This window comes from Neobacillus nitrireducens (assembly GCF_030915405.1).
Taxonomy (GTDB): domain Bacteria; phylum Bacillota; class Bacilli; order Bacillales; family Cytobacillaceae; genus Neobacillus.
This window is the reverse complement of the sequence record NZ_CP133262.1, coordinates 2,712,390-2,732,886: the sequence shown is the minus strand read 5'-3', so window position 1 is coordinate 2,732,886 and position 20,497 is coordinate 2,712,390. Positions and strand designations below refer to the sequence as shown.

Here is a 20,497-nt window from a genome sequence, read left to right as displayed (position 1 = left end):
AATATCGTATGCATAATCTGAATATGCTTCATTATACTTGATATACGGAAAAAAACGAACAGTGACTAGCACTGTTCGTAATTTTAATTGGCGTTAATCGTGTTTTTAACGACACTAACGCCTTTTCTTTTCAGTTTTAATCCGAAAAGTGCATAAACAAGAAAGGCAAGGTTTAACAGGACAAATATTAAGAGCCATCCAAGTGAATAATGGATACTGTGCACGCCGTATTCTCCGGTTGCAGCATATTCTACTGCATCGAGTATAAAATGAAATCCAATCGCCGGGAGCAGGCTCTTACTTTGTAAACGCATCGCTGTAATGGCCATGCCGCCGATAAACGCCCATGCAAACTGGAAAAGAGCAAATGTCACATCCCCGCCTACAAAAATATTGCCTAGATGCGCTGCCCCAAACAGCAACGAAGGAATGATAATGGCAACTGCTTTCCCGAAGGGTAACATCGCACGTAGGAGAATCCCTCTAAATACTATTTCCTCATTAATAGCAACACCTAAAGCAGCAATCAGTAATAACGGGACATGTCCCCATGTGGTGTCAAAACCTAAATAAAATCCTAAAGTTAATGGAATAATCAATACGGGTAACCAAACGAACCAATCCTTTGACGAAGTAGGTTTAATTAAACCAATCTCCTTATCAATCCTCACCCATTTCACTACCAAGCAGGCACAGACCGCATATAAAAGCATCACTAACCAACCTAAATCCTTTTGTACGGAAAGTTCGGGATTAACCAGCTGAATCCCTTTCACAGTCAGCATCCCGAGAATTCCTCTTCCGAACATAACCACTAGAAATAATACTAAAGCATGCCGATGTAAAAATAATCTCATTACTATCTCTCCTTCATAACTAATTTGTATCTTCATTATGAAACAGAACCGGTCATACCAAACAGTGAGTTCGGTCATCAATTATTCATATATAGTCATATGACTTTCTAAAAAGGAAAAAAGGAACGGTTTGTTGAATTAAGTAAACAAATCAGAATTCCTTAGTATATAAAGGAGAGCAGTATGCTGTCATTTCAAAATGAAACCCATTGGGTATATAAAGCTTCGCACATCACAAGAATAGGCTGGTTTATTTTTCATTTATTCATTATGGCAGTATTCCTAATTCCATTTTCTTTCTCCTGGCTGCTAATGACCTTACTTTTTGCAGCCTTCCTTATACCTCAATGGGCAGGCGAAAACGTGAATCCCGCTAAGCGCATCAACTACCCGTTGCTGGAATTGGTTTTTAGCGGGTTATTCTTAATTGCCGGATGTTACCTATTGGGGAAATATTCTTCCTTCTTAGCGATCCCATCCCTCTGTGCGGGTATCTATTGCCGACCAGGGAAAGAGAGATGGTTACTATGGGCTGGTTTTTCGATTGTTCCTATTCTAGCCTATCTAGCTGTAGGGATAGATCAGATCGGGTTGGGCGTGATTGATGGTTTCTTTTTTTTCGCAATTGGTATTACCATTGCGAAGGTCCTTGAGGCGGAGAAAAGGACCAAAATGTTATTGGCTGAAAATCAACGTCAAAATCAACTGTTAGAGGAATACGCCAAGCAGATTGAAAATGTCACATTATTGGAGGAACGAAACCGACTCGCCAAGGATCTGCATGATACGGTGGGACATACGTTTACCTCCGTCATTATGGGACTTGATGCCGTATCCTTCCTTATCGATACTTCTCCACAACAAGCAAAGGAACAAGCTGGCAAGCTAAGAGAGGTAATGCGAAGGTCACTAGATGAAACAAGATCCTATATTCATCAAATCTCCCCGAATGACAGCAGGGAGGATTTGTGCGCCCAACTAAGGAATGTTGCATGTGAATTTGCTACCCACACGAAAACAGAAATTAAGTTTAAGAGTATGGGGACACCAGCAAATATTTCTTTTCAAGGCACAACTGCATTAACACGGTGCTTACAGGAAGCCTTAACAAATGCAGTCCGCCACGGCAATCCAAAAGAAATAACCGTTATTCTTAAGCAAGAGGCTTCACAGATTGTTTTAACGATTAAGGATGATGGAGTCGGGATGGAAAAAGAAACATTTGGGTTTGGTCTGACCGGAATGAAGGATCGTCTAGAAGCCCTTCAAGGTGGATTAACGATTGAATCGGAAGTAGAAAAAGGAACGGTTGTTACTTGCTTTTTACCAGTAAGATTTGATCGGATAAGGGGAGAGAACCTGAAAAATGATAAAAGTGTTGATTGTGGATGACCAAGAACTCATTCGTGAAAGCCTGTCGATTGTATTGGGTGGCGAGTCAGATTTTGAAATTGTCGGTTTGGCTGAGCAGGGAAAGATGGCGGTGGAACTTGCCAAACAACTTTCTCCTGATCTTGTCCTCATGGATATTCATATGCCGCTAATGGACGGGGTTGAGGCAACAAGGCAAATCAAAAGTCAGTTTCCAGGAGTAAAAGTGATTATTTTAACTACCTTTCAGGAGTTGGAATATGTAAGGGAAGCATTGGCAACAGGCGCTGAAGGCTATTTACTTAAAGCCATCCATCCTAAAGATTTAGCAGCAGGCATCAGATTGGTTCATCATGGTGGGACGCTGATTACGCAGGAGATCGCCAAACAGCTGATTGCCGATTGGATCCACCCTCTGGAACAATCAAAAGTGGCAAAAAATAAAAAAATTACCTATGGACTGACTGAAAGAGAAATTGAGGTGCTAGAGCAACTCGCAAAAGGATCAAGCAATCGTGAAATCGCCAGAAAACTATTCTTAACAGAAGGAACGGTTAAAAATTATATATCCAATATTTATTCAAAATTAGAAGTCACTGGACGACACAAGGCTGTCTTTAAAGCGACAGAAGAAGGATTAATCCGCCCAAATTCATTAGAAAAATATGATTAGAAAAAAAGGTGCCTGACACCAGAAGCACTTCTGCATCTGGTGTCAGGCACCTTTTTGTTGAAAATATTATTGGAATGTGACATTTGTCATACCCTGTACATGACACCTGCTACTAACACGGACAAATTCCTTCGCTTATACTTTTGATATAAGATATAACGAAACAAAGAAGGAAGGGAAATCAATAAAATGACTATACAAAATACGAAAACTCTAAAAAAACACATAGCTCCCTTTGAACAATCAACGACAAAAGAAAGTGTAGGGCAGATTATTAACACTGTCGTACCGTTTTTTGTCTTGTGGTACCTTGCCTATTTAAGCCTATCCGTTTCCTATTGGTTAGCATTAGTTCCAATTGTGGTAGCAGCAGGATTTTTAACGAGGATTTTCATTATATTTCATGATTGTACCCATCACTCCTTTTTTAAAAACCGCCAGGCTAACCGCATTGTTGGGACGGCCATGGGTGTATTAACCATCTTTCCGTTCGATCAATGGGGTCACGAACATTCGGTTCATCATGCGACAAGCGGGAACTTGGATAAACGCGGAACAGGCGACATTTGGACGCTAACCGTTGATGAATATTTGGCAGCACCACTTAAACTACGTTTCGCCTATCGCTTTTATCGCAATCCATTGGTCATGCTTGGTTTAGGACCAATTTATGTGTTCCTTTTAAAAAATCGATTTAACCGCAAAGGTGCTAAAAGTAAAGAACGTAACAACACGTATTTGACGAATCTTCTGATTGTTGCTTTGATTAGCTTGCTTTGTTGGGCAATTGGATGGCAGGCATTTCTATTAGTACAAGGCTCAATTTTCATGATTTCAGGTGCAGCAGGTATCTGGTTGTTCTACGTACAGCACACGTTTGAAGATTCTTATTTTGAAGAGGATAAAGAGTGGGAATATGTGAAAGCTGCAGTAGAAGGCAGTTCTTTCTTTAAGCTTCCAAAAATTTTACAATGGCTTACAGGGAATATCGGCTTCCACCATGTTCACCATTTAAGCCCAAGAGTGCCTAATTACAAATTAGAAGAGGCACACAAAAATACACCGCCGTTACAAAAGGTACCGACGATTACGCTTGCGACGAGCTTACGTTCACTTCGTTTCCGTTTATGGGATGAGGAAAGAAAGAATTTTGTCAGCTTTAAAGAAGTCAAAGCTTTAGCTAAAAAAAGGTTTTCTGTTCAAGTTAAACCTGAAATTTAATGAGATCATGACCAGGCAAACTCCCCTTCATAATAAGGGGAGTTGTTATTTACATAACAGCTGCCAGATAAGGAGAGGACATAGATGATTCGAATTGTGATTGCTGAGGATCAGGAAATGCTGCTAGGAGCAATGGGTTCTCTCCTCAATTTGGAGGAGGATATGGAAGTGGTCGGCCAGGCAAGTAATGGGGAAGAGGCGCTTGCACTCGTGCACCAATTGCTGCCGGATGTTTGTATCATGGATATCGAGATGCCTGAAATGAGTGGACTTGAGGCAGCAGAGGCGTTAATGTCCTTTGGCTGCAAGGTTATTATCTTAACAACCTTTCCCAGAAGCGGGTATTTTGAACGGATCTTACAAGCGAATGTAAGCGGGTATTTATTGAAAGATAACCCAAGTGAAGAATTGGCAGGCTCGATTCGGAGAATCATCGAGGGACAGCACATATACAGTTCTGAACTAATCAATGAGGACTCAAATGACTACGAAGCGGATTTAGAAGTATTCCAAGCGCAAGGCCAAAGACCGACAAAAGTTAACTCAGTCAGAAATTACCTGACAACCATCCTAGATAAAATGAAATTACCAACCGGATAAAAAAATGGGTGTCAGGCACCATGTGAAATATTCACATGGTGCCTGACACCTTTAATCTTTTATCTTTTAAATTTCTATAATAATCGGGAGGATCATGGGTTTTCGCTTGGTTTGGGTGAATACATATTGACCGACAGTTTTTTTGATGTTTTGTTTGATGATGTTCCATTGCCGGATATTCTCACTTTGCAGGTCATTAATGGTTTTCTTGGCCAGGCGATTGATCTCTTTTAGAAGTTCATCCGAGTTTCTGGCGTAGACGAAACCACGGGTAATGGTGTCTGGCCCGGAAATAATCCGCCGGTCCCCTTTATTAATGGTAATCACAATCACGAGCATACCATCTTCAGAAAGTTGCTTTCGGTCGCGTAACACAATTTCTCCAACATCGCCAACACCCATCCCGTCCACATATGTATCCCCAGCTGGTACAGACCGGGTCTGACGAGCCACTTGGTTTTCCACATCGACGACATCCCCATTTTTAATAATGAAGGTATTTCCCTTCTCGACTCCCACGGACTCAGCTAACAAACGGTGGTGGTGCAGCATACGATACTCACCGTGAATCGGTATAAAATAGGTAGGTTTCATTAAGGTAAGCATCAGTTTTAAGTCTTCCTGGTAGCCATGTCCGGAAACATGCATCCCTGTAGTACTTCCGGAACCATAGATTACTTTGGCACCCAATTGAAATAGGTTGTCGATAATCCGAGAAACATCCTTTTCATTTCCAGGGATTGGAGAGGCAGCTAAAATAACCGTATCGCCAGGATAAACGGAGACATCACGAAAATTTCCGCTCGCTAAGCGGGAAAGAGCTGCCATTTGCTCCCCTTGACTACCTGTACAAAGGATGACCACCTTTTCAGGTGGAAGTCTGTCGACCTCGCGTGGTTCGATGAGCATCCCCTCGGGCATGTTTAAATAACCACGATCAATCGCAACAGAGACCACATTTACCATACTCCGGCCAAGAAGGGCTATCTTTCGATTGGCCTTGATCGCCGCCGCAACCACCTGTTGGACTCGGTTTACATTCGATGCAAACGTGGAGATAAATATTTTCCCGTCAGCCTTCATGAACGCCTCATCCAAATGATCACCAATGATTTGTTCGGTAGGTGTTAGTCCTTTACGCTCAGCGTTGGTACTTTCAGATAGTAAAACTAGGACACCTAGCTGACCGATATTGGCCATTTTATGAATATCTGAATGTTGATTATTCACAGGTGTTAAGTCGAACTTGAAGTCTCCCGTATGAACAACATTCCCCTCAGGTGTATGAAAGACAATGCCAAGACAATCAGGGATACTATGGCTTACTCTGAAAAAGGAAACAGCTACATCTCCAAACTCAAGTTTCGAATTAGTATCAATCGTCATGAGTTTGGTGTTTCCATGGAGTCGATGCTCGTCTATTTTTAATTCGATGAGACCGAGAGTAAAATGAGTGGCATAGATAGGGATATTTAATTTTCTAAGGATATATGGAATACCTCCAATATGATCCTCGTGCCCGTGGGTCACAATTAAAGCGCGGATTTTCTCCTGATTTTCTTCTAAGTAGGTAATATCGGGAATAATCAAATCAATTCCTAACAAACTTTCATCTGGAAATTTACCACCGCAGTCGACGATAAAGATATCGTCAGCATATTGAACCACATACATGTTTTTTCCAATTTCACTGATTCCGCCTAAAGCGAAAATAGATAATGACCTATCATTGGTTCGCAAAGTTTATATCCTCCTTATCCCAAGTAAATAGGGTTAGTATGCCCCTTTAGATGGACAATATCGGGAGGAGGGAGCTAAAATTTTTTTTATAAAAAGAAAAGCTGTCAAACTACCGCATTAAGGGGAGTTCAACAGCTTATTTTTTCTAAAATATTACTTTGATTTTTCTAGCAGGAAGAACAGCTTGTAATGCACTCTTTTCTTCATCGCTTAATGGCAGCAACGGAAGGCGAAGCCCTCCAACATTAACACCATTGATATTTAATGCAGCCTTCACAGGTGCCGGGTTTGGTGCAGTAAATAAAGCTTTCATAATCGGGAGGAGACGTCGATGGGCACTAGCAGCCTCTTGGACTTGCCCATTTTTAAATAGTTGAATCATATCTTTCATTTCATTCCCAATGACATGGGATGCAACGGATACCACTCCGGTTCCGCCAATCGCTAAGACCGGCAAGGTTAAGCCATCGTCCCCACTATAAAGAGAAAAATCACTTGGTGTTTGGCTAATAATTTCAGCCATAGCATCAAGGTTGCCGCTTGCTTCTTTTACTGCAACAATATTAGGAAGCTGTGAAAGTCGAACGATGGTCTCTGCGGATATGTTGACTGCACATCGTCCCGGGATATTATATATCATAATCGGTAATGATGTGGATTCAGCAATTGCCTTGAAGTGTTGATACATACCTTCCTGAGATGGCTTATTGTAATAAGGGGCAACAAGCATAATCCCATCGACACCGGCTTCTTCAGCTTGCTTTGTTAAGCTGATGGAAGCTCTGGTGTTATTTGAGCCGGTACCGGCGATAACCGGAACTCTTCCATTGACAACATTGACAACAAATTGAAATAAAGCAACTTTTTCTTCAGACGATAAAGTAGGTGATTCCCCGGTTGTACCAGCAACAACGATTCCATCCGTACCATTTTCGATTAAATAGTCTACTAAATTTCTCGTGGCGTTAAAATCTGCTTCACCATTTTGATCAAATGGCGTAACCATTGCGGTTAATAATTGGCCAAAATTCATTTTTTCTCACCCTTTATATAAATTTTTTATAAAATTTAGAGGTGGGTAAGGCCATTTATCATTTAACGCAAAAAAGCAACAACGAGGGTTCGCTGTTGCAGTAGAAACATAAAAATAAGTTCCCGTGCGTAAGATAGCCCTCCATATAGTTTCCTATATGACAGTTCTGTATTTTTTCAATAGCAGAACCAGCTTCAAGACCATGAGATTCATTGAAGCTTCGGCAAATTCCCCTTTTCACAATCATCATTAGATCTCATTATCCTCATATTGTGTACTTATGGTCTTTGCGCCTCTATCCTCACTTCAAAAAATTGAAGTAAGAAAATATTTAATTGACTGTAAATATATCAGAATATTCCTTTTTGTTCAAGAGGAATTGGAACTTTTTTTGAAATTGTTGTCAAACTTCCGCCATTTCTAAACGCTGTTTTTCCTTTTCAACTTCTAAGGCAGATACGATGTAGGCAAACCCGTTTAAACACAAGTAAATAACATTCGATTGCACCTGTTCCTTTTCTCCTAAGTAAGTATTTATGATTATGCTGAAGGAAAAGAAGACAACAAAGGATAAGGCAATTTTATTGAAAATTATCAAATCTACCGACCCCTTTAATTAGGATTCTTATGATAATCATATTTGCTGTAAACTGGTTTTATGTCTGACTTGAGAGAAGCCGGTTTTGGAAATCAATTCGTTTCAGGTGTTGGTCGGTGCATAATCGACCTTCGCGACTTTTCATTCTTCCCGTGCAGGAAGTAGTAAAGAACAATCGTTGCAAGGGCAACAACCCCCAAGATAACATATAGAGTCCTGTAGCCTGTTAATGGAATGATGAATCCAAGGATATAGGGACCGAATCCAAGCCCTGCATCAAGAAAGATAAAGAAGGTAGACGTTGCTAATCCCATCCTATGGGGAGGAGTCACTTTAACTGCTACCGCCTGAGTGCTTGATTGCATGTTTCCGAAACCAAGGCCAATCAGAACACCAGCTAATAATAAGGTGGCGCTCATACTTGCTGAACTTAACAGGAACAAGCCAATCGCAAAGATGACAAGGCCTGGATACATAATCGAATTTGCACCCTTCAAGTCCATTAAACGTCCAGTGATGGGGCGTGATAACAAGACAGCAATGGAATAAACTAAGAAAAAGAAACTTGCAGCACTTACTAGGTTAATTTCTATTGCATAGAAGTTAATAAAAGAAAGAACGCTGGAATAACAAAAGGCGACTACTAATGTAATAACCGCGATGGGAAGTGCTTTTGGCTCAATATAATTAGATAACTTAAATCCTTTTGTTTCAGTTGGTTGGACCAATCGGTCCAATTGCGGCACATCCACGAAGTAGGCAGTGATTAAACTAATTACCCCTAAGACAAGAGAGAAAATAAAAATCATTTGATAATCGGTATGCTGGGTCATATACAGTCCGATGAAGGGTCCAACAGCGGTAGCTAATGTCGCACTCATACTGTAGTAGCCGATTCCTTCTGCTTTACGAGTTGAAGGAATAATCTGGGCCACAATCGTACCTGTCGCTGTGCCGACCATTCCCCCTGCAATCCCATGAAGTAAGCGGGTGATAAGCAAGAAGGTGATCCCCATATTCACAAAATATAAAAGAAGCGTCAAAATAAAAAAGATGATCCCAATGAATAACGTTTTCCTACGGCCAATTGACTCGATAAATCGGCCAATGACCAATCGTCCAATTAGCGACCCGACAATAAAGATCCCGGTGACAAGTCCTGCTTGACTTGTAGAAGCATGAAATTCATCAACGGCATAGACACCGATAATGACGATTAATAAATAAAAAACTAAAGTTACTAAAAAATTGACTCCGGAAATAATCGTAAAATCCTTTGTCCACAGTTTAGCTCTCGGTTGATTCACTTTTAAAGACCCCTTACTTAATAATATTATTGCGAATTTCACCCATAATACGGATGGCCTCGAGCTGTTCTCGCTCTGAGACTCCTTTTAAAATATCAGTTTCAAATTGATCAATTGTGACACGGACCTCCGCATATACATTTCTGCCAAGCTCTGTCAGCTGTGTTCTCTTTTCTCGTTTATCATTGCTTGGAACATGCTCCACATAGCCTAGTTCTTCCAAGCGATTCATGGTACGGGTGATAGTGGGCTTCTCAACATAAAGATAATGAGAAAGTTCCACAAGAGTTGCCGAGCCATTATTGAATAAATAGTAAAAAATTGACCATTGCGCTCGGTGCAACTGATGTTCGGCTAGATGGAAATTAAGTTTATTTTCAAAGGGCCGGTATAACATCAGTAATTGGTGGAAGAATTTTTGAGAAGTCTTTATTTGAAACACACCCCTTACAAAATAGTTAGCTAGAGTAATAATTACCTTGGGTAACTATAATAGTGTAACAAAGTCTGATAAGAATGTCTAAGGCTGAATCTGGTAGGAAACTAATCAAACGTTTGATTAAAAAGGGCTTAAGCCTTGGTAGGTATAGTTTTCTGAGGGAATGAGTTTTTTCGGATAAACTAATCAAACGATTGATTAAAGTGGGTTGAGGCCTTGGTATAGATGGTTTTATAAGGAGGGGGGATTTTTTTTTGGAAAAAACTAATCAAACGTTTAATTAAAAATGGAAGTAAAAATACCCGAAAAAACTAATCAAACGTTTGATTAAATAGGCTTGAATCCTTGGTATGACTTGCATTCACCTGTCTGGTTTTACTTGAAAGAGTGTTATTTGTTATTCCGGTACAAATACAACCCGAATCCCAACGTATCCCTGCCCCATTTCAAATAAGTCCGTCGCCATGTTCGAATCCGGTCCAACATCGCATCATGGTCGGGGTCATCAGGATTAAGAAGACAATAATTCTCAACTGACATCGAATAGAGCCATTCGTAATCATCCCAGTCATCCTCGTTGGCAACATAAGACCATAGCGGGATTAATCCTAATTCCTCGCCAGTCTTAACGGTATCCGCATGGCTCTTACATTCTGACTCGTCTGCGCCCCCAAGAGCCTCTAAATACTCGGGACTTGGAGTTTGTTTCCAATAGCCTTCACCTATCAAAATATAGCCATTTTTCTTTACTAGGCGCTTGAGTGTCTCTAGGGTTGGTTCAAGTCCGCCTAATGCGTGCGTAGAACCGATACAAATACCCAAATCATAGCCATCAGGCTTACATCTCTCGATCGCTGCTGAGGCATCATCCAGAATAAATTCAATACTCCCCTCGGGTATTCGGCTGCTAGCCTTGCGCTTTGCTTCCTCGACGGCCCCGTCAAACAATTCTATCGCGGTAGCTGATACTTGATAATTTTCCACCAAGCGAATCAACAGTTCACACTTTCCTGCCCCGATATCTATAACTTTATCAGTAGCTTGCGGAGATACAATGTCGAGCATTTTCATGAGCTTTGTTTCGCTGATTGGATTACTGAATGCATGGTTGCGATGGGCAATCGCTGAAAATTTGTTTCGATCCATATGTATAGGGCTCCTTTTCTACTCCAAGTGTTTATGGGTTATTCCTAACACTATCCTCATCTCATTTATTATCATTATTAAGAGAATGTCAACTTTATTTAATAAGATTCATCGTGCCCATGGGCTCGGAAAAATGGAGGTAGCGGTAACGATTAGGTAGTAATCGTGCCCTTGGGCTCGGAAAAATGGAGGTAATGGTAACGATTAGGTAGTAATCGTGCCTGTGGGCTTGAGAAACTAGAGTCAGCGGTAACGATTAGTTGCATTACCATCACTATCTTATTTAATATAGACGTGTCCAAAAAAATAACTAAAATGAGGTAATTCATTTGAAAGCACTTATGTTTAAAGCATTTGGAGGGCCAGAAGTCCTTGAATTTGGTGATGTAGAGGAACCTGTGATAGGTCCGGATGAAATATTGGTAAGCATGAAAGCAATTGGTTTAAATTTTGCTGATATATATAGAAGAAGAGGAAACTACCATCTTGCAGGTGATCCGCCCTATATCTTAGGGTATGAAGGGGCAGGGATCGTCCAAGAAACAGGAGCAAATGCCCATGGAATCAGTGTTGGTGACCGAATTGCTTTTGCTGATGTACCTTATGCGAATGCAGAATTAGTAGCTGTTCCAGTAGAAAAAGCAATCCCACTTCCTGACACCATCTCATTTGAGCAAGGAGCATCTGTGCTGCTACAAGGTTTAACAGCACATTATTTAACAAAAGATAGTTATCCCATGAAAAAGAACAAGATTGTGCTTGTACATGCGGCTGCAGGCGGTGTCGGGCAGCTTCTTATTCAAATGGTGAAATTACTTGGAGGCACGGCAATTGGCTTAACTTCTTCGATTGATAAGGCAGCTGCCGCAGTTGAAGCAGGTGCGGATAAGGTCTTTTTATACAAAGATGATTGGAAGAGACAAGTGCTCGAGGCGACGAATGGCAAAGGAGTCGATGTGGTCTATGAATCAGTAGGCTCTACCCTTCAAGACAGTTTTTATGTAACGCGTATCGGTGGAACGGTTGTATTTTACGGTATGGCAGGGGGGATCCGGCGTTGGTGGATCCAAGAATGTTAATGGATACATCCAAAACCCTTACAGGCGGAGATCTATGGAATGTCCTTACCTCCCGAGAAGAACGAGTAGTCCGTTCAAATGAGCTGTTCCGGTGGATGGAGGAAGGGAAAGTTAAGGTTTCCGAACCAACCGTCTTCGCACTGCGTGATGGTCAAGCAGCACACCGTTTACTGGAAAGCCGTAAGAGCATGGGAAAAATCTTACTAATTCCCTAAAGTGAAGGTCCTGTCCTTATTTTTGCCCAACTGAATTATCCATTTTCCAATGAACAGTAAAGTATGACAGGTGTGTGTCACATGTGGTACTCCACTCATATAATAAGTTTGAAAATGGGCTAGATGTATGACATATGTGCACTGTCACTATATTGTTAAAAGGGGTAGGATAAATGGATTACAAATGGATTTTAGCGATCGATGCTGGGGCCTACGAGGTAAAGGGAAGAACAAGGGATCAAGTATTTAAGTTTAGGTCAACAATTGGACCATACCGCCATCTCCATTTGACGAACGCGGATGGCAACTACATGGAAGCCGGCGATTTCATCGTTGAGTACGAAGACGAAAAGCTGTTCGTGGGGAATATTGCCTGGAGGGAATGTCATGCAATAAGGGAGCCGAGAGATATTTCGAAAGCGCACGAAGAAACAAAGATCAGGGTACTCGTCGCTGTACATCAGTATGGAAAGGTGAAAGGAAACTGTGTAGTGATTGGGCAGCCGATTCGAGGTATGGTGGATAAGGACAGGGAAAAAATTGAGAACATGCTGAAAGGTTCACACACAATCACAGTGAACAATGTAAAGAAAACGTTCCACATCGAGGATGTAAAAGTCGCACCTGAAGGGTCGGGAGCATACTTCAGCATGGAAGATAGACCGGAGGAAATTGCGAACATCATTGACGCTGGAAGTGGTACCTTCAACTATTTAAGAGTGGAAGATGGCTACTTTATTGACAGGAAAAGCGGAACCCTTGCTTTCGGGGCTGAAACACATATGGATATGACAGAAAAACAAATGGCAGTGGCCATCCTGGCAGAAATTCGGGGCAAGTGGAACTTGTCTGAGCCGACGTTTCTTTGCGGGGGAATTGCTGAATATCTTCTTCCATATATTAAAGAGCATTTTAAAAATATCCAGCTAATCAAACCCGTCCTCTACCGGATGAACGGACCCAAAGCATACAGTCCGCAATATGCCAACGCGTTCGGGTATTATTCTATGGGGAAAGCGGTCTTTGCTGATGAATGAAATCAATCGAAAGGTCAAGTCGGTCCCTTTTAACCTTGATGACCCCTATGAAAGAGAGCTTCTAGAACATTGTAACCAGTTCATTCAATTTGCCACATATATCAAACGCCTGATCCAACGAGATATGGAACAGGGTGTCGGAGCAATTCGTAAAGAAAATGAAATGAAACAGGAAAAAAAAATCGACCGGTCGAAATTGAAAAGCTTCGGTCTTTAACCCCCCATACGGGGCCTTTTTTTTGGGAATCTTTACTTCGGAGTTCTATAACTATAACCTTTTCCCCATTTTCCCCCAAGATTACTTAGACCAATTTTAAGGTGTCAGGCACCACAAAGGACCACAATGTATTTTTAAAAAAGAAAAAAGTTTTTCTTGCAAGAGCGCTTACATTGGGTTTATAATGTGTATAAATTGATTTACTAAACCGATTTACTAAATCGGTTTATAGTAATTATTTTTCAAAAGGGGTCTTTGTTATGAAAAATGTAATTGTCCCGATAAATGCTTTTGATAGATTCGAAGTGTTGAAGAAAGGGCAATCTTCATTTATTCGGCTCATTGCCGAGTCTGGCGCATTTGGAATTGAGATTCGCCGTGAATTATTGTCGGAACAGGATCCGCCGCTAGATAGCATGAGAAAAGAAATTGAAGCATATCAACTTTTTACCGTGTACTCGGCTCCGATTGAGTTATGGAAAGAGGACAACGGGCTAAATGTAAAAGAATTAAACGTGATTTTCCAAGAAGGAAGAGCACTTGGAGCGAAATGGATAAAAGTTTCATTAGGGCATTTTCAGAAAGGTCAATCCAATCTTATGGAACTGAATATCTTTTTGAATCAGCACCCAAGGATTCATTTGCTCGTTGAAAATGACCAGACGCTTCATGGCGGCAATATCAATCAATTAACGTCCTTTTTTGAAAGCGCCTCCGAGCAGGCAACACCCGTTGAAATGACATTTGACGCAGGGAACTGGTATTATTCCGGGCAGGATGTGGACGAAGCACTAACTAAGCTATCACCATATGTCCAATATCTACATCTGAAACAAGTGGTAGATGACAATGGGGAATTCATCACTGTGCCTCTTCAAAAAGATGGAAGACACAGTTGGGAGAAAGTCATGAATAGTTTTTCAGCTGAAATCATTAAGGCCCTTGAGTTTCCTATTGAACCAAAGGAGAAAACAAAAGAGTTTGTTCAGATGATAACGGAAAGTGAGGTATTCACATGCAACAGTTAGATGTAATTACTTTTGGAGAAGCAATGGCCATGTTTATGGCCAATTATCCTGGTTCTCTACATGAAGTTGGCCAATTTACACGCGAACTTGCCGGTGCGGAAACGAATGTAGCGATCGGACTTGCCAGACTTGGCCTGCACTCTGGTTGGGCAAGTAAAGTCGGAAATGATGCGTTTGGAAAATTTGTCATCGAAAGGCTCAAAAATGAAAACGTTGACATCGACCATGTTTTAATCGACAAAAATTATCCGACGGGCTTTCAATTGAAATCGATGGTGCTAGAAGGCGACCCGGAGGTTCAATATTTCCGCAAAGGATCGGCAGCAAGCCATCTAACAAGCGATGATTTAAATGAAGATTATTTTCAAAGTGCCAGGCACCTGCATATGACAGGGATTCCTTTAGCACTCTCAGACAGTGCAAGAGCGTTTGCAAGGCACGCTTTATCTTTCATGAAAATGAATGGTAAAAAGGTTTCCTTTGACCCGAATTTAAGGCCAACTCTTTGGGCATCACAAGAGGAAATGGTGAGGGAAATCAACGCAGCGGCATTCCTGGCAGATTATGTGTTTCCGGGAATCACTGAGGGTGAAATCTTAACAGGTTCTAAGGAACCGCGTGAAATCGCTTCCTTTTACCTAGAAAAAGGTGTTGAGCTTGTCGTTATTAAGCTTGGAGCTGAGGGAGCATTTTATAAAACAGCAACAGAAGAAGGAACCGTACGCGGCTTCCATGTGGAAAAGGTTGTTGATACCGTTGGTGCGGGCGATGGCTTTGCGGTTGGAGTCATCAGTGGACTACTCGAAGGCCTCACCGTTCAAGAAGCGGTATCCAAGGGAAATGCAATTGGTTCGTTAGCGGTTCAATCACCAGGTGACAATGATGGCTATCCAACCAAAACAGAGTTAGAAAAATATTTAAAAAATAACCTACAGGGAGTGATTTAACATGAAACAAACGATTGCCAAACAACGGTGGCTCAGGCTGATTCCAATTGCATTTATCACTTACAGTCTTGCATACCTTGACCGTGCTAACTATGGATTCGGCGCTGCTTCAGGATTAGCAGAAGACCTTCACATTACAGCAGGTACTTCATCTTTACTTGGTTCGTTATTCTTCTTAGGTTATTTCTTTTTCCAAGTGCCGGGTGCGGCTTTTGCTGAGAAAAAGAGTGCAAAGGTACTTATTTTCTGGTCATTGATTGCATGGGGGTTATTAGCTTCTTTCACAGGGATGATTACCAATATTAAATTACTATTTGTGATACGGTTTGCGCTTGGGGTTGTGGAAAGTGCCGTTATGCCATCGATGCTCGTCCTTTTAAGCAACTGGTTTACGAAAGCGGAGCGTTCTCGTGCGAATACGTTCTTAATTTTAGGAAATCCTGCAACCGTTTTATGGATGTCGATTGTTTCTGGTTATTTAGTGAACTCTGTTGGCTGGAGATGGATGTTTATTGCCGAAGGTATTCCTGCAGTAATTTGGGCATTTATTTGGTGGAAGGTTGTCAATGACAAACCAAGAGATGCCAAATGGTTAACGGAACAAGAAAAGAATGATTTTGAACAACAATTAGCAAAAGAACAAGAAGGAATTAAGGCTGTTAAAAACTACAGCGAAGCCTTTAAATCGAAACCAGTTATTTTGTTAAGCGCGCAATATTTCCTTTGGAGCATTGGTGTATATGGATTTGTCATGTGGCTTCCATCAATTATTAAAGCAGCTCCAAATATGGATATTGTAAAAACTGGCTGGTTATCTTCGGTTCCTTATATTTTAGCCATTATTCTAATGTTAGTTGCTTCCTATTTCTCTGATAAAACATTGAATCGTAACGCATTTGTTTGGCCGTTCCTTTTAATTGGTGCCGTTGCATTTTATGCCTCCTATGCGATTGGAACAGATCATTTCTGGATTTCATTTGCCTTACTCGTCATTGCTGGTGGTGCTATGTACGCGCCGTATGGTCCATTCTTTGCAATCATTCCCGAAATCCTTCCGCGTAATGTGGCTGGGGGCGCAATGGCTCTTATTAACAGTATGGGTGCATTAGGATCGTTTGTGGGTGCCTATATCGTAGGTTATTTAAATGATTCAACTGGTGGATTCGGTACTTCTTATATCTTTATGGCTGGATCACTATTCCTTTCTGCCATCTTAACCATTTGGGCAGTAAAAGTGGCAAAAAAGGATAGCAGTAAGCCTGCTAATGTAAAAGTGAGTGCTTAAAAAAGGATGGCAGCTTTGGAAATTTTCCAAGGCTGTTCCTTATTGTTTTTCGAAAATATGAAATGAAGGGAGTTTTTTTAATGGGAGTAGAGGAAATTAAAAAACGGGCGGTTGTTGCAGTCCTTCGCGGTGCTTCCGTGGAAACTATCATTCCAATGGCTCATGCCCTAAAAGAAGGCGGGGTCACTGCACTTGAAATTACGATGGAAACCCCAAAAGCATTAGCCATTATTGAAAAAGCAGCCAATGTGTTTGGTGATGAAATTTTTGTAGGAGCCGGTACGGTCTTGGATGCGGAAACTGCCCGAGCTGCGATACTGTCAGGAGCGAAGTTTGTTTTTTCACCGACTGTCCGAAAGGAAACGATTGAGATGACAAAACGGTATGGGGTCATTAGTGTTCCCGGTGCGTTTACCGCTACCGAAATTCTAACTGCCTATGAGTACGGTGCCGATGTGATTAAGGTATTCCCGGCTGGCAGTGTCGGACCTGGTTACTTTAAAAATCTAGCAGGCCCGCTGCCACATATTCCGTTAATGCCAACAGGCGGTATTGACATGGAAAATGCGAAGGACTATATCCGCGCCGGAGCGGTTGCTGTTGGTGTTGGAAGCTCACTCGTTAACCCGAAAAAAGCTTTAACAGATGATTATTTAAGACTAATCACTGAAAATGCGAGAAAGTTGATGGAAGAAGTACAGTCAGCTCGGCAAGCATAAGGGGGAGGATGACCGTAAGTGACAGGGCTCGGTTTTTAACGGGTACTTTTCACTTTAGAGGTCATCTTTTTTTGTTATGTGGGTTTCCTATTCGGACCATTACTGGAAAAATACTAGATTTGCCGCTAAAATAAAGTCAGTGAACCAACAGGAAAGAGGAAGATAGGCATGAATAAAGTAACAATGGCTGATGTTGCGAAAGTGGCGGGCGTATCAAAAAGTACCGTTTCACAATACTTAAATAAACGATATGAATATATGGGCGAAAAAACGAAGCTTAAAATCGAAGAGGCCATCGTAGAGCTTGGATACCAGCCAAATTTTATCGCAAGAAGTCTAAAGCAAAAACGTACCTCGATGGTTGGTATTATTGTGGCAAATATTACTCATTTTTTTTCAACGGAAATCAGTCGTGCCATTGAGGATTTTTGTCATACACATGATTTGCATGCGATCTTCTGTAACGCAGATGATGATCCTGAGAAAGAGAAAAATTATATTGAAATGTTAAGAGCGAAGCAGGTTGATGGTCTTATCATTTTTCCAACTGGACAAAATAATGATTTATATAAAAGAATGGTGAGTCAAGGCTATCCCGTTGTATTTGTCGATAGAAAAGTCGAGAATCTAGAGGTGTTTTCAGTCATAACAGATAATGCCCATGCGGCTTCAATGGCCGTGCAGCGTGTCATTGAAAAGGGCCACCGGAATATCGCCTTCGTGGTACAGCCACTATCGGTTAGTACCCGAATCGATCGATTAGCAGGATATAAACAGGCATTAACCGATGCAGGTATAGAAATAAATCCGGATTATATTATTGAAGCAAGTATACCCGACATGAAAAACAAACTAGAACAGCTTTTTTCATTAGAGGTTAAGCCAACTGCACTCCTAGCGGCCAATGATCGGGCATTTATGGCGGTGGGGGAATTTTTAAAAGAAAAGGGAATCAAGCTTGGCAAACAGCTGGAATTAATTGTATTTGATAATATCCCGTTCTCCCAATTGCTAGAAGCGCCTATCTCTTTCATCATACAGCCGGCAGCAGAAATGGGAAAAAAGGCGGCCGAACTGCTATTTCAACAGATCAATAAAGAAGACACCCCTCCTGAAGTGTTTGTTTTTCCAAGCCGGATCGTGTAAAAGAATTCGTTCGTAAGTGTTGGTGCCTGACACCATAATGGGTCAGGCACATTTTGTTCATTGAAAAACGCTTACAAATGGAGTATAATTTATTAATAAACCGATTTAGTAAATCGATTTATCCAAATATAACTCTAAACCTAAACCCTAAATAAGGAGTTCGGATGATGAATATACAACTTGCTTTGGATCGGATGGAAATAGATAAAGCGATTGAGTTGACCAGACAAGTAGAGACTTCAATCGATTGGATCGAGGTTGGTACGTCACTAATCAAAGAATTTGGTGTGGCGAGCATCAAGGAGATGAAACAAGCATTTCCAAATAAACAAATTGTTGCTGATATAAAAACCATTGATAATGCTCGTTATGAATTTGAACTGTGTTTTGATGCGGGGGCAGATGTGGCTACTGTCATGGGTGTCTCACCCCTTGTGACGATTGATACCTGTATGGAAGTAGCCAGTCGTTATCAAAAAAAGGTCATGATTGATCTATTGAATACATCTGCTGAACAAAAAAGAGACTTAATGAAATACACGGAAGCCATTTTTTGTGAGCACGTGAGTAAGGATCAGCAAGAGGAGTTAGGCAGTCAAAATCATGGAACAATGCAAAGTGTTTTTTCAGGATTCCAGGTAGCGGCAGCAGGTGGGATTAAGTTGGAATCGATAGGCGACCTTGCAAGGTCATTAAACCCAGCAGTGGTCATTATTGGTTCTGCGATTACGAAAGCGGAAAATCCAGCAGAGGCTGCGGCACAATTTAAACAACTTATTTTACAATCGGAGGGAAAATAGAAGATGTTAGTCATTCCTACTATATTAAAAGAAGTAGAAACAGTCCTAAGCCAAGTGGAACAAGAGCAGCTTCAAGAGTTAGCGATTCAATTGCAAAAAGCGAAGCGGATTTTTGTCATCGGGGAAGGGCGTTCCGGCTTGATGGCAAAATCCTTCGCGATGCGTTTAATGCATTTAGGAGCAACCGTGTTTGTAGTTGGAGAAACCATCACTCCGTCCATTGAAGAAGGAGATCTTTTAGTAGCAATCTCGGGTTCAGGCACAACGAAAAACGTGGTTTGGACGGCTGAAAAAACGAAGTCACTTGGCTGTTTGGTTATGGCTGTGACTACAAGCCCTGAGTCTCCATTAGCAGCGGCGGCAACGCAGATTCTACATGTACCGGCAGCGACAAAATATCGCCGAGAGAATGAGTTGCAAACGATCCAGCCGCTTGGTTCTTTATTCGATCAATGCGCTCATATTCTATTTGATACCCTCTGCCTGCTCTACAGCAAGCTGAATGAAGTTGACCATACACTAGCTTTCAGCCGGCATAGCAATCTAGAATAGGGAAGTAAATGGTGCCTGACACCAATTCGGAAATATCCGAATTGGTGTCAGGCACTCTTTTTTCTTTAACACATCCTAGACTACAAACCCTTGTATGTATTAGAATAACAGGGATGAATGGAGGAATTAAATAGATGTCTAATTTACCAAATTGCCCGAAATGTAATTCAGAGTACACTTACGAGGATGGCAGCCTTTTTGTTTGCCCGGAATGTGCTCATGAATGGAATTTAGAATCAGAGACTGAAAAGGAAGACCAGAATATTGTTAAAGATTCCAATGGGAATGTTTTAACCGATGGGGACTCAATCACCGTAATTAAGGACCTGAAAGTAAAAGGAAGTTCATCGGTTTTGAAAGCAGGTACAAAGGTTAAAAACATTCGTATAGTAGATGGAGACCATAATATTGATTGCAAAATTGATGGATTCGGTGCTATGAGTTTAAAATCTGAATTTGTTAAAAAGTTATAGAGTCTCAGAAGTAG

At 41.2% G+C, this 20,497-nt stretch carries 21 protein-coding genes, 1 pseudogene and 1 riboswitch; of the genes and pseudogenes, 15 read left to right on the top strand and 7 right to left on the bottom strand.

The window, feature by feature from the left end; genetic code table 11:
* Positions 1 to 83: 83 nt before the first annotated feature.
* Positions 84 to 857 (bottom strand): CPBP family intramembrane glutamic endopeptidase, encoded by a 774-nt coding sequence (locus RCG22_RS13140; RefSeq protein WP_308103333.1) that lies wholly within the window; start codon positions 855 to 857, stop codon positions 84 to 86.
* A 270-nt stretch (positions 858 to 1,127) separates the two neighbouring features.
* Between RCG22_RS13140 and RCG22_RS13135 the strand changes: the two genes are divergently transcribed.
* The 4 genes from RCG22_RS13135 (at position 1,128) to RCG22_RS13120 (ending at position 4,722) form a co-directional block, all read left to right on the top strand.
* Positions 1,128 to 2,249 carry a sensor histidine kinase gene (locus RCG22_RS13135; protein WP_308103331.1) on the top strand — a complete coding sequence of 374 codons (1,122 nt, stop codon included), beginning with the start codon at positions 1,128 to 1,130 and terminating at the stop codon, positions 2,247 to 2,249.
* Positions 2,224 to 2,901: a response regulator transcription factor gene (locus RCG22_RS13130; RefSeq protein ID WP_308103330.1), complete on the top strand. Its 678-nt coding sequence runs from the start codon at positions 2,224 to 2,226 to the stop codon at positions 2,899 to 2,901. Before RCG22_RS13135 ends, RCG22_RS13130 begins: the two co-directional genes overlap by 26 nt.
* 189 nt (positions 2,902 to 3,090) lie before the next feature.
* Positions 3,091 to 4,122: a Delta(5) desaturase DesA gene (gene desA, locus RCG22_RS13125; protein ID WP_308103329.1), complete on the top strand. Its 1,032-nt coding sequence runs from the start codon at positions 3,091 to 3,093 to the stop codon at positions 4,120 to 4,122.
* Between the two features lie 84 nt (positions 4,123 to 4,206).
* Entirely contained in the window at positions 4,207 to 4,722 is a 516-nt protein-coding gene (locus RCG22_RS13120; RefSeq protein ID WP_308103327.1) for a response regulator, read from the top strand.
* Between the two features lie 66 nt (positions 4,723 to 4,788).
* Here the strand turns inward: RCG22_RS13120 and RCG22_RS13115 are convergent, their stop codons facing one another.
* From RCG22_RS13115 to RCG22_RS13090, 6 genes are all read right to left on the bottom strand, one after another.
* Positions 4,789 to 6,396 (bottom strand): ribonuclease J, encoded by a 1,608-nt coding sequence (locus tag RCG22_RS13115; protein WP_374049472.1) that lies wholly within the window; start codon positions 6,394 to 6,396, stop codon positions 4,789 to 4,791.
* 211 nt (positions 6,397 to 6,607) lie between these two features.
* Positions 6,608 to 7,495 (bottom strand): 4-hydroxy-tetrahydrodipicolinate synthase, encoded by an 888-nt coding sequence (gene dapA / locus RCG22_RS13110; RefSeq protein ID WP_308103325.1) that lies wholly within the window; start codon positions 7,493 to 7,495, stop codon positions 6,608 to 6,610.
* A gap of 126 nt (positions 7,496 to 7,621) precedes the next feature.
* A riboswitch (Lysine riboswitch) is annotated at positions 7,622 to 7,801 on the bottom strand.
* A 97-nt stretch (positions 7,802 to 7,898) separates the two neighbouring features.
* A complete protein-coding gene (locus tag RCG22_RS13105; RefSeq protein ID WP_098262852.1) occupies positions 7,899 to 8,093 on the bottom strand; it encodes a hypothetical protein in 195 nt (64 codons plus the stop codon).
* Positions 8,094 to 8,185: 92 nt separating this feature from the next.
* The gene (locus RCG22_RS13100; protein WP_308103324.1) at positions 8,186 to 9,400 is read right to left on the bottom strand and encodes an MFS transporter; all 1,215 of its coding nucleotides are present in this window, start codon (positions 9,398 to 9,400) and stop codon (positions 8,186 to 8,188) included.
* A gap of 13 nt (positions 9,401 to 9,413) precedes the next feature.
* On the bottom strand, positions 9,414 to 9,797 hold the full coding sequence (locus RCG22_RS13095) for a MarR family winged helix-turn-helix transcriptional regulator (protein WP_308103322.1): 384 nt from the start codon (positions 9,795 to 9,797) through the stop codon (positions 9,414 to 9,416).
* A gap of 432 nt (positions 9,798 to 10,229) precedes the next feature.
* Complete coding sequence (locus RCG22_RS13090; RefSeq protein ID WP_308103321.1) at positions 10,230 to 10,985, bottom strand: SAM-dependent methyltransferase; 756 nt, start codon at positions 10,983 to 10,985, stop codon at positions 10,230 to 10,232.
* A gap of 341 nt (positions 10,986 to 11,326) precedes the next feature.
* On the opposite strand from RCG22_RS13090, the pseudogene RCG22_RS13085 reads away from it, so the two are divergent.
* The 11 genes and pseudogenes from RCG22_RS13085 (at position 11,327) to RCG22_RS13035 (ending at position 20,483) form a co-directional block, all read left to right on the top strand.
* Positions 11,327 to 12,279 (top strand): annotated as a pseudogene (locus tag RCG22_RS13085) (quinone oxidoreductase family protein).
* Positions 12,280 to 12,452: 173 nt separating this feature from the next.
* Positions 12,453 to 13,316, top strand: coding sequence for a ParM/StbA family protein (locus tag RCG22_RS13080; protein WP_098262855.1), 864 nt, complete (start codon positions 12,453 to 12,455; stop codon positions 13,314 to 13,316).
* The gene (locus RCG22_RS13075) at positions 13,309 to 13,533 is read left to right on the top strand and encodes a hypothetical protein (RefSeq protein WP_308107153.1); all 225 of its coding nucleotides are present in this window, start codon (positions 13,309 to 13,311) and stop codon (positions 13,531 to 13,533) included. Before RCG22_RS13080 ends, RCG22_RS13075 begins: the two co-directional genes overlap by 8 nt.
* 260 nt (positions 13,534 to 13,793) lie before the next feature.
* On the top strand, positions 13,794 to 14,561 hold the full coding sequence (locus RCG22_RS13070) for a sugar phosphate isomerase/epimerase family protein (protein ID WP_308103319.1): 768 nt from the start codon (positions 13,794 to 13,796) through the stop codon (positions 14,559 to 14,561).
* Positions 14,549 to 15,508 (top strand): sugar kinase, encoded by a 960-nt coding sequence (locus tag RCG22_RS13065; protein WP_308103318.1) that lies wholly within the window; start codon positions 14,549 to 14,551, stop codon positions 15,506 to 15,508. The genes RCG22_RS13070 and RCG22_RS13065 overlap by 13 nt, the downstream gene beginning before the upstream one ends.
* 1 nt (position 15,509) lies before the next feature.
* A complete protein-coding gene (locus tag RCG22_RS13060; protein WP_308103316.1) occupies positions 15,510 to 16,793 on the top strand; it encodes an MFS transporter in 1,284 nt (427 codons plus the stop codon).
* Positions 16,794 to 16,873: 80 nt separating this feature from the next.
* Positions 16,874 to 17,512 carry a bifunctional 4-hydroxy-2-oxoglutarate aldolase/2-dehydro-3-deoxy-phosphogluconate aldolase gene (locus RCG22_RS13055; protein WP_308103314.1) on the top strand — a complete coding sequence of 213 codons (639 nt, stop codon included), beginning with the start codon at positions 16,874 to 16,876 and terminating at the stop codon, positions 17,510 to 17,512.
* A 168-nt stretch (positions 17,513 to 17,680) separates the two neighbouring features.
* Positions 17,681 to 18,658 carry a LacI family DNA-binding transcriptional regulator gene (locus RCG22_RS13050; protein ID WP_308103313.1) on the top strand — a complete coding sequence of 326 codons (978 nt, stop codon included), beginning with the start codon at positions 17,681 to 17,683 and terminating at the stop codon, positions 18,656 to 18,658.
* Positions 18,659 to 18,825: 167 nt separating this feature from the next.
* Entirely contained in the window at positions 18,826 to 19,458 is a 633-nt protein-coding gene (gene hxlA, locus RCG22_RS13045) for a 3-hexulose-6-phosphate synthase (protein WP_308103312.1), read from the top strand.
* Between the two features lie 3 nt (positions 19,459 to 19,461).
* Positions 19,462 to 20,010, top strand: a complete 549-nt coding sequence (gene hxlB, locus RCG22_RS13040) for a 6-phospho-3-hexuloisomerase (RefSeq protein WP_308103311.1) — start codon at positions 19,462 to 19,464, stop codon at positions 20,008 to 20,010.
* 134 nt (positions 20,011 to 20,144) lie between these two features.
* The gene (locus tag RCG22_RS13035; RefSeq protein ID WP_166250887.1) at positions 20,145 to 20,483 is read left to right on the top strand and encodes a zinc ribbon domain-containing protein YjdM; all 339 of its coding nucleotides are present in this window, start codon (positions 20,145 to 20,147) and stop codon (positions 20,481 to 20,483) included.
* Positions 20,484 to 20,497: the final 14 nt, after the last annotated feature.

Bases quoted from the DNA above. Each gene is read 5' to 3' on its own strand.
- RCG22_RS13140 (WP_308103333.1), bottom strand. From the start codon at position 857: ATGAGATTATTTTTACATCGGCATGCTTTAGTATTATTTCTAGTGGTT.
- RCG22_RS13135 (WP_308103331.1), top strand. From the start codon at position 1,128: ATGGCAGTATTCCTAATTCCATTTTCTTTCTCCTGGCTGCTAATGACC.
- RCG22_RS13130 (WP_308103330.1), top strand. From the start codon at position 2,224: ATGATAAAAGTGTTGATTGTGGATGACCAAGAACTCATTCGTGAAAGC.
- desA (WP_308103329.1), top strand. From the start codon at position 3,091: ATGACTATACAAAATACGAAAACTCTAAAAAAACACATAGCTCCCTTT.
- RCG22_RS13120 (WP_308103327.1), top strand. From the start codon at position 4,207: ATGATTCGAATTGTGATTGCTGAGGATCAGGAAATGCTGCTAGGAGCA.
- RCG22_RS13115 (WP_374049472.1), bottom strand. From the start codon at position 6,396: ATGTATGTGGTTCAATATGCTGACGATATCTTTATCGTCGACTGCGGT.
- dapA (WP_308103325.1), bottom strand. From the start codon at position 7,495: ATGAATTTTGGCCAATTATTAACCGCAATGGTTACGCCATTTGATCAA.
- RCG22_RS13095 (WP_308103322.1), bottom strand. From the start codon at position 9,797: ATGTTATACCGGCCCTTTGAAAATAAACTTAATTTCCATCTAGCCGAA.
- RCG22_RS13090 (WP_308103321.1), bottom strand. From the start codon at position 10,985: ATGGATCGAAACAAATTTTCAGCGATTGCCCATCGCAACCATGCATTC.
- RCG22_RS13080 (WP_098262855.1), top strand. From the start codon at position 12,453: ATGGATTACAAATGGATTTTAGCGATCGATGCTGGGGCCTACGAGGTA.
- RCG22_RS13075 (WP_308107153.1), top strand. From the start codon at position 13,309: ATGAATGAAATCAATCGAAAGGTCAAGTCGGTCCCTTTTAACCTTGAT.
- RCG22_RS13070 (WP_308103319.1), top strand. From the start codon at position 13,794: ATGAAAAATGTAATTGTCCCGATAAATGCTTTTGATAGATTCGAAGTG.
- RCG22_RS13065 (WP_308103318.1), top strand. From the start codon at position 14,549: ATGCAACAGTTAGATGTAATTACTTTTGGAGAAGCAATGGCCATGTTT.
- RCG22_RS13060 (WP_308103316.1), top strand. From the start codon at position 15,510: ATGAAACAAACGATTGCCAAACAACGGTGGCTCAGGCTGATTCCAATT.
- RCG22_RS13055 (WP_308103314.1), top strand. From the start codon at position 16,874: ATGGGAGTAGAGGAAATTAAAAAACGGGCGGTTGTTGCAGTCCTTCGC.
- RCG22_RS13050 (WP_308103313.1), top strand. From the start codon at position 17,681: ATGAATAAAGTAACAATGGCTGATGTTGCGAAAGTGGCGGGCGTATCA.
- hxlA (WP_308103312.1), top strand. From the start codon at position 18,826: ATGAATATACAACTTGCTTTGGATCGGATGGAAATAGATAAAGCGATT.
- hxlB (WP_308103311.1), top strand. From the start codon at position 19,462: ATGTTAGTCATTCCTACTATATTAAAAGAAGTAGAAACAGTCCTAAGC.
- RCG22_RS13035 (WP_166250887.1), top strand. From the start codon at position 20,145: ATGTCTAATTTACCAAATTGCCCGAAATGTAATTCAGAGTACACTTAC.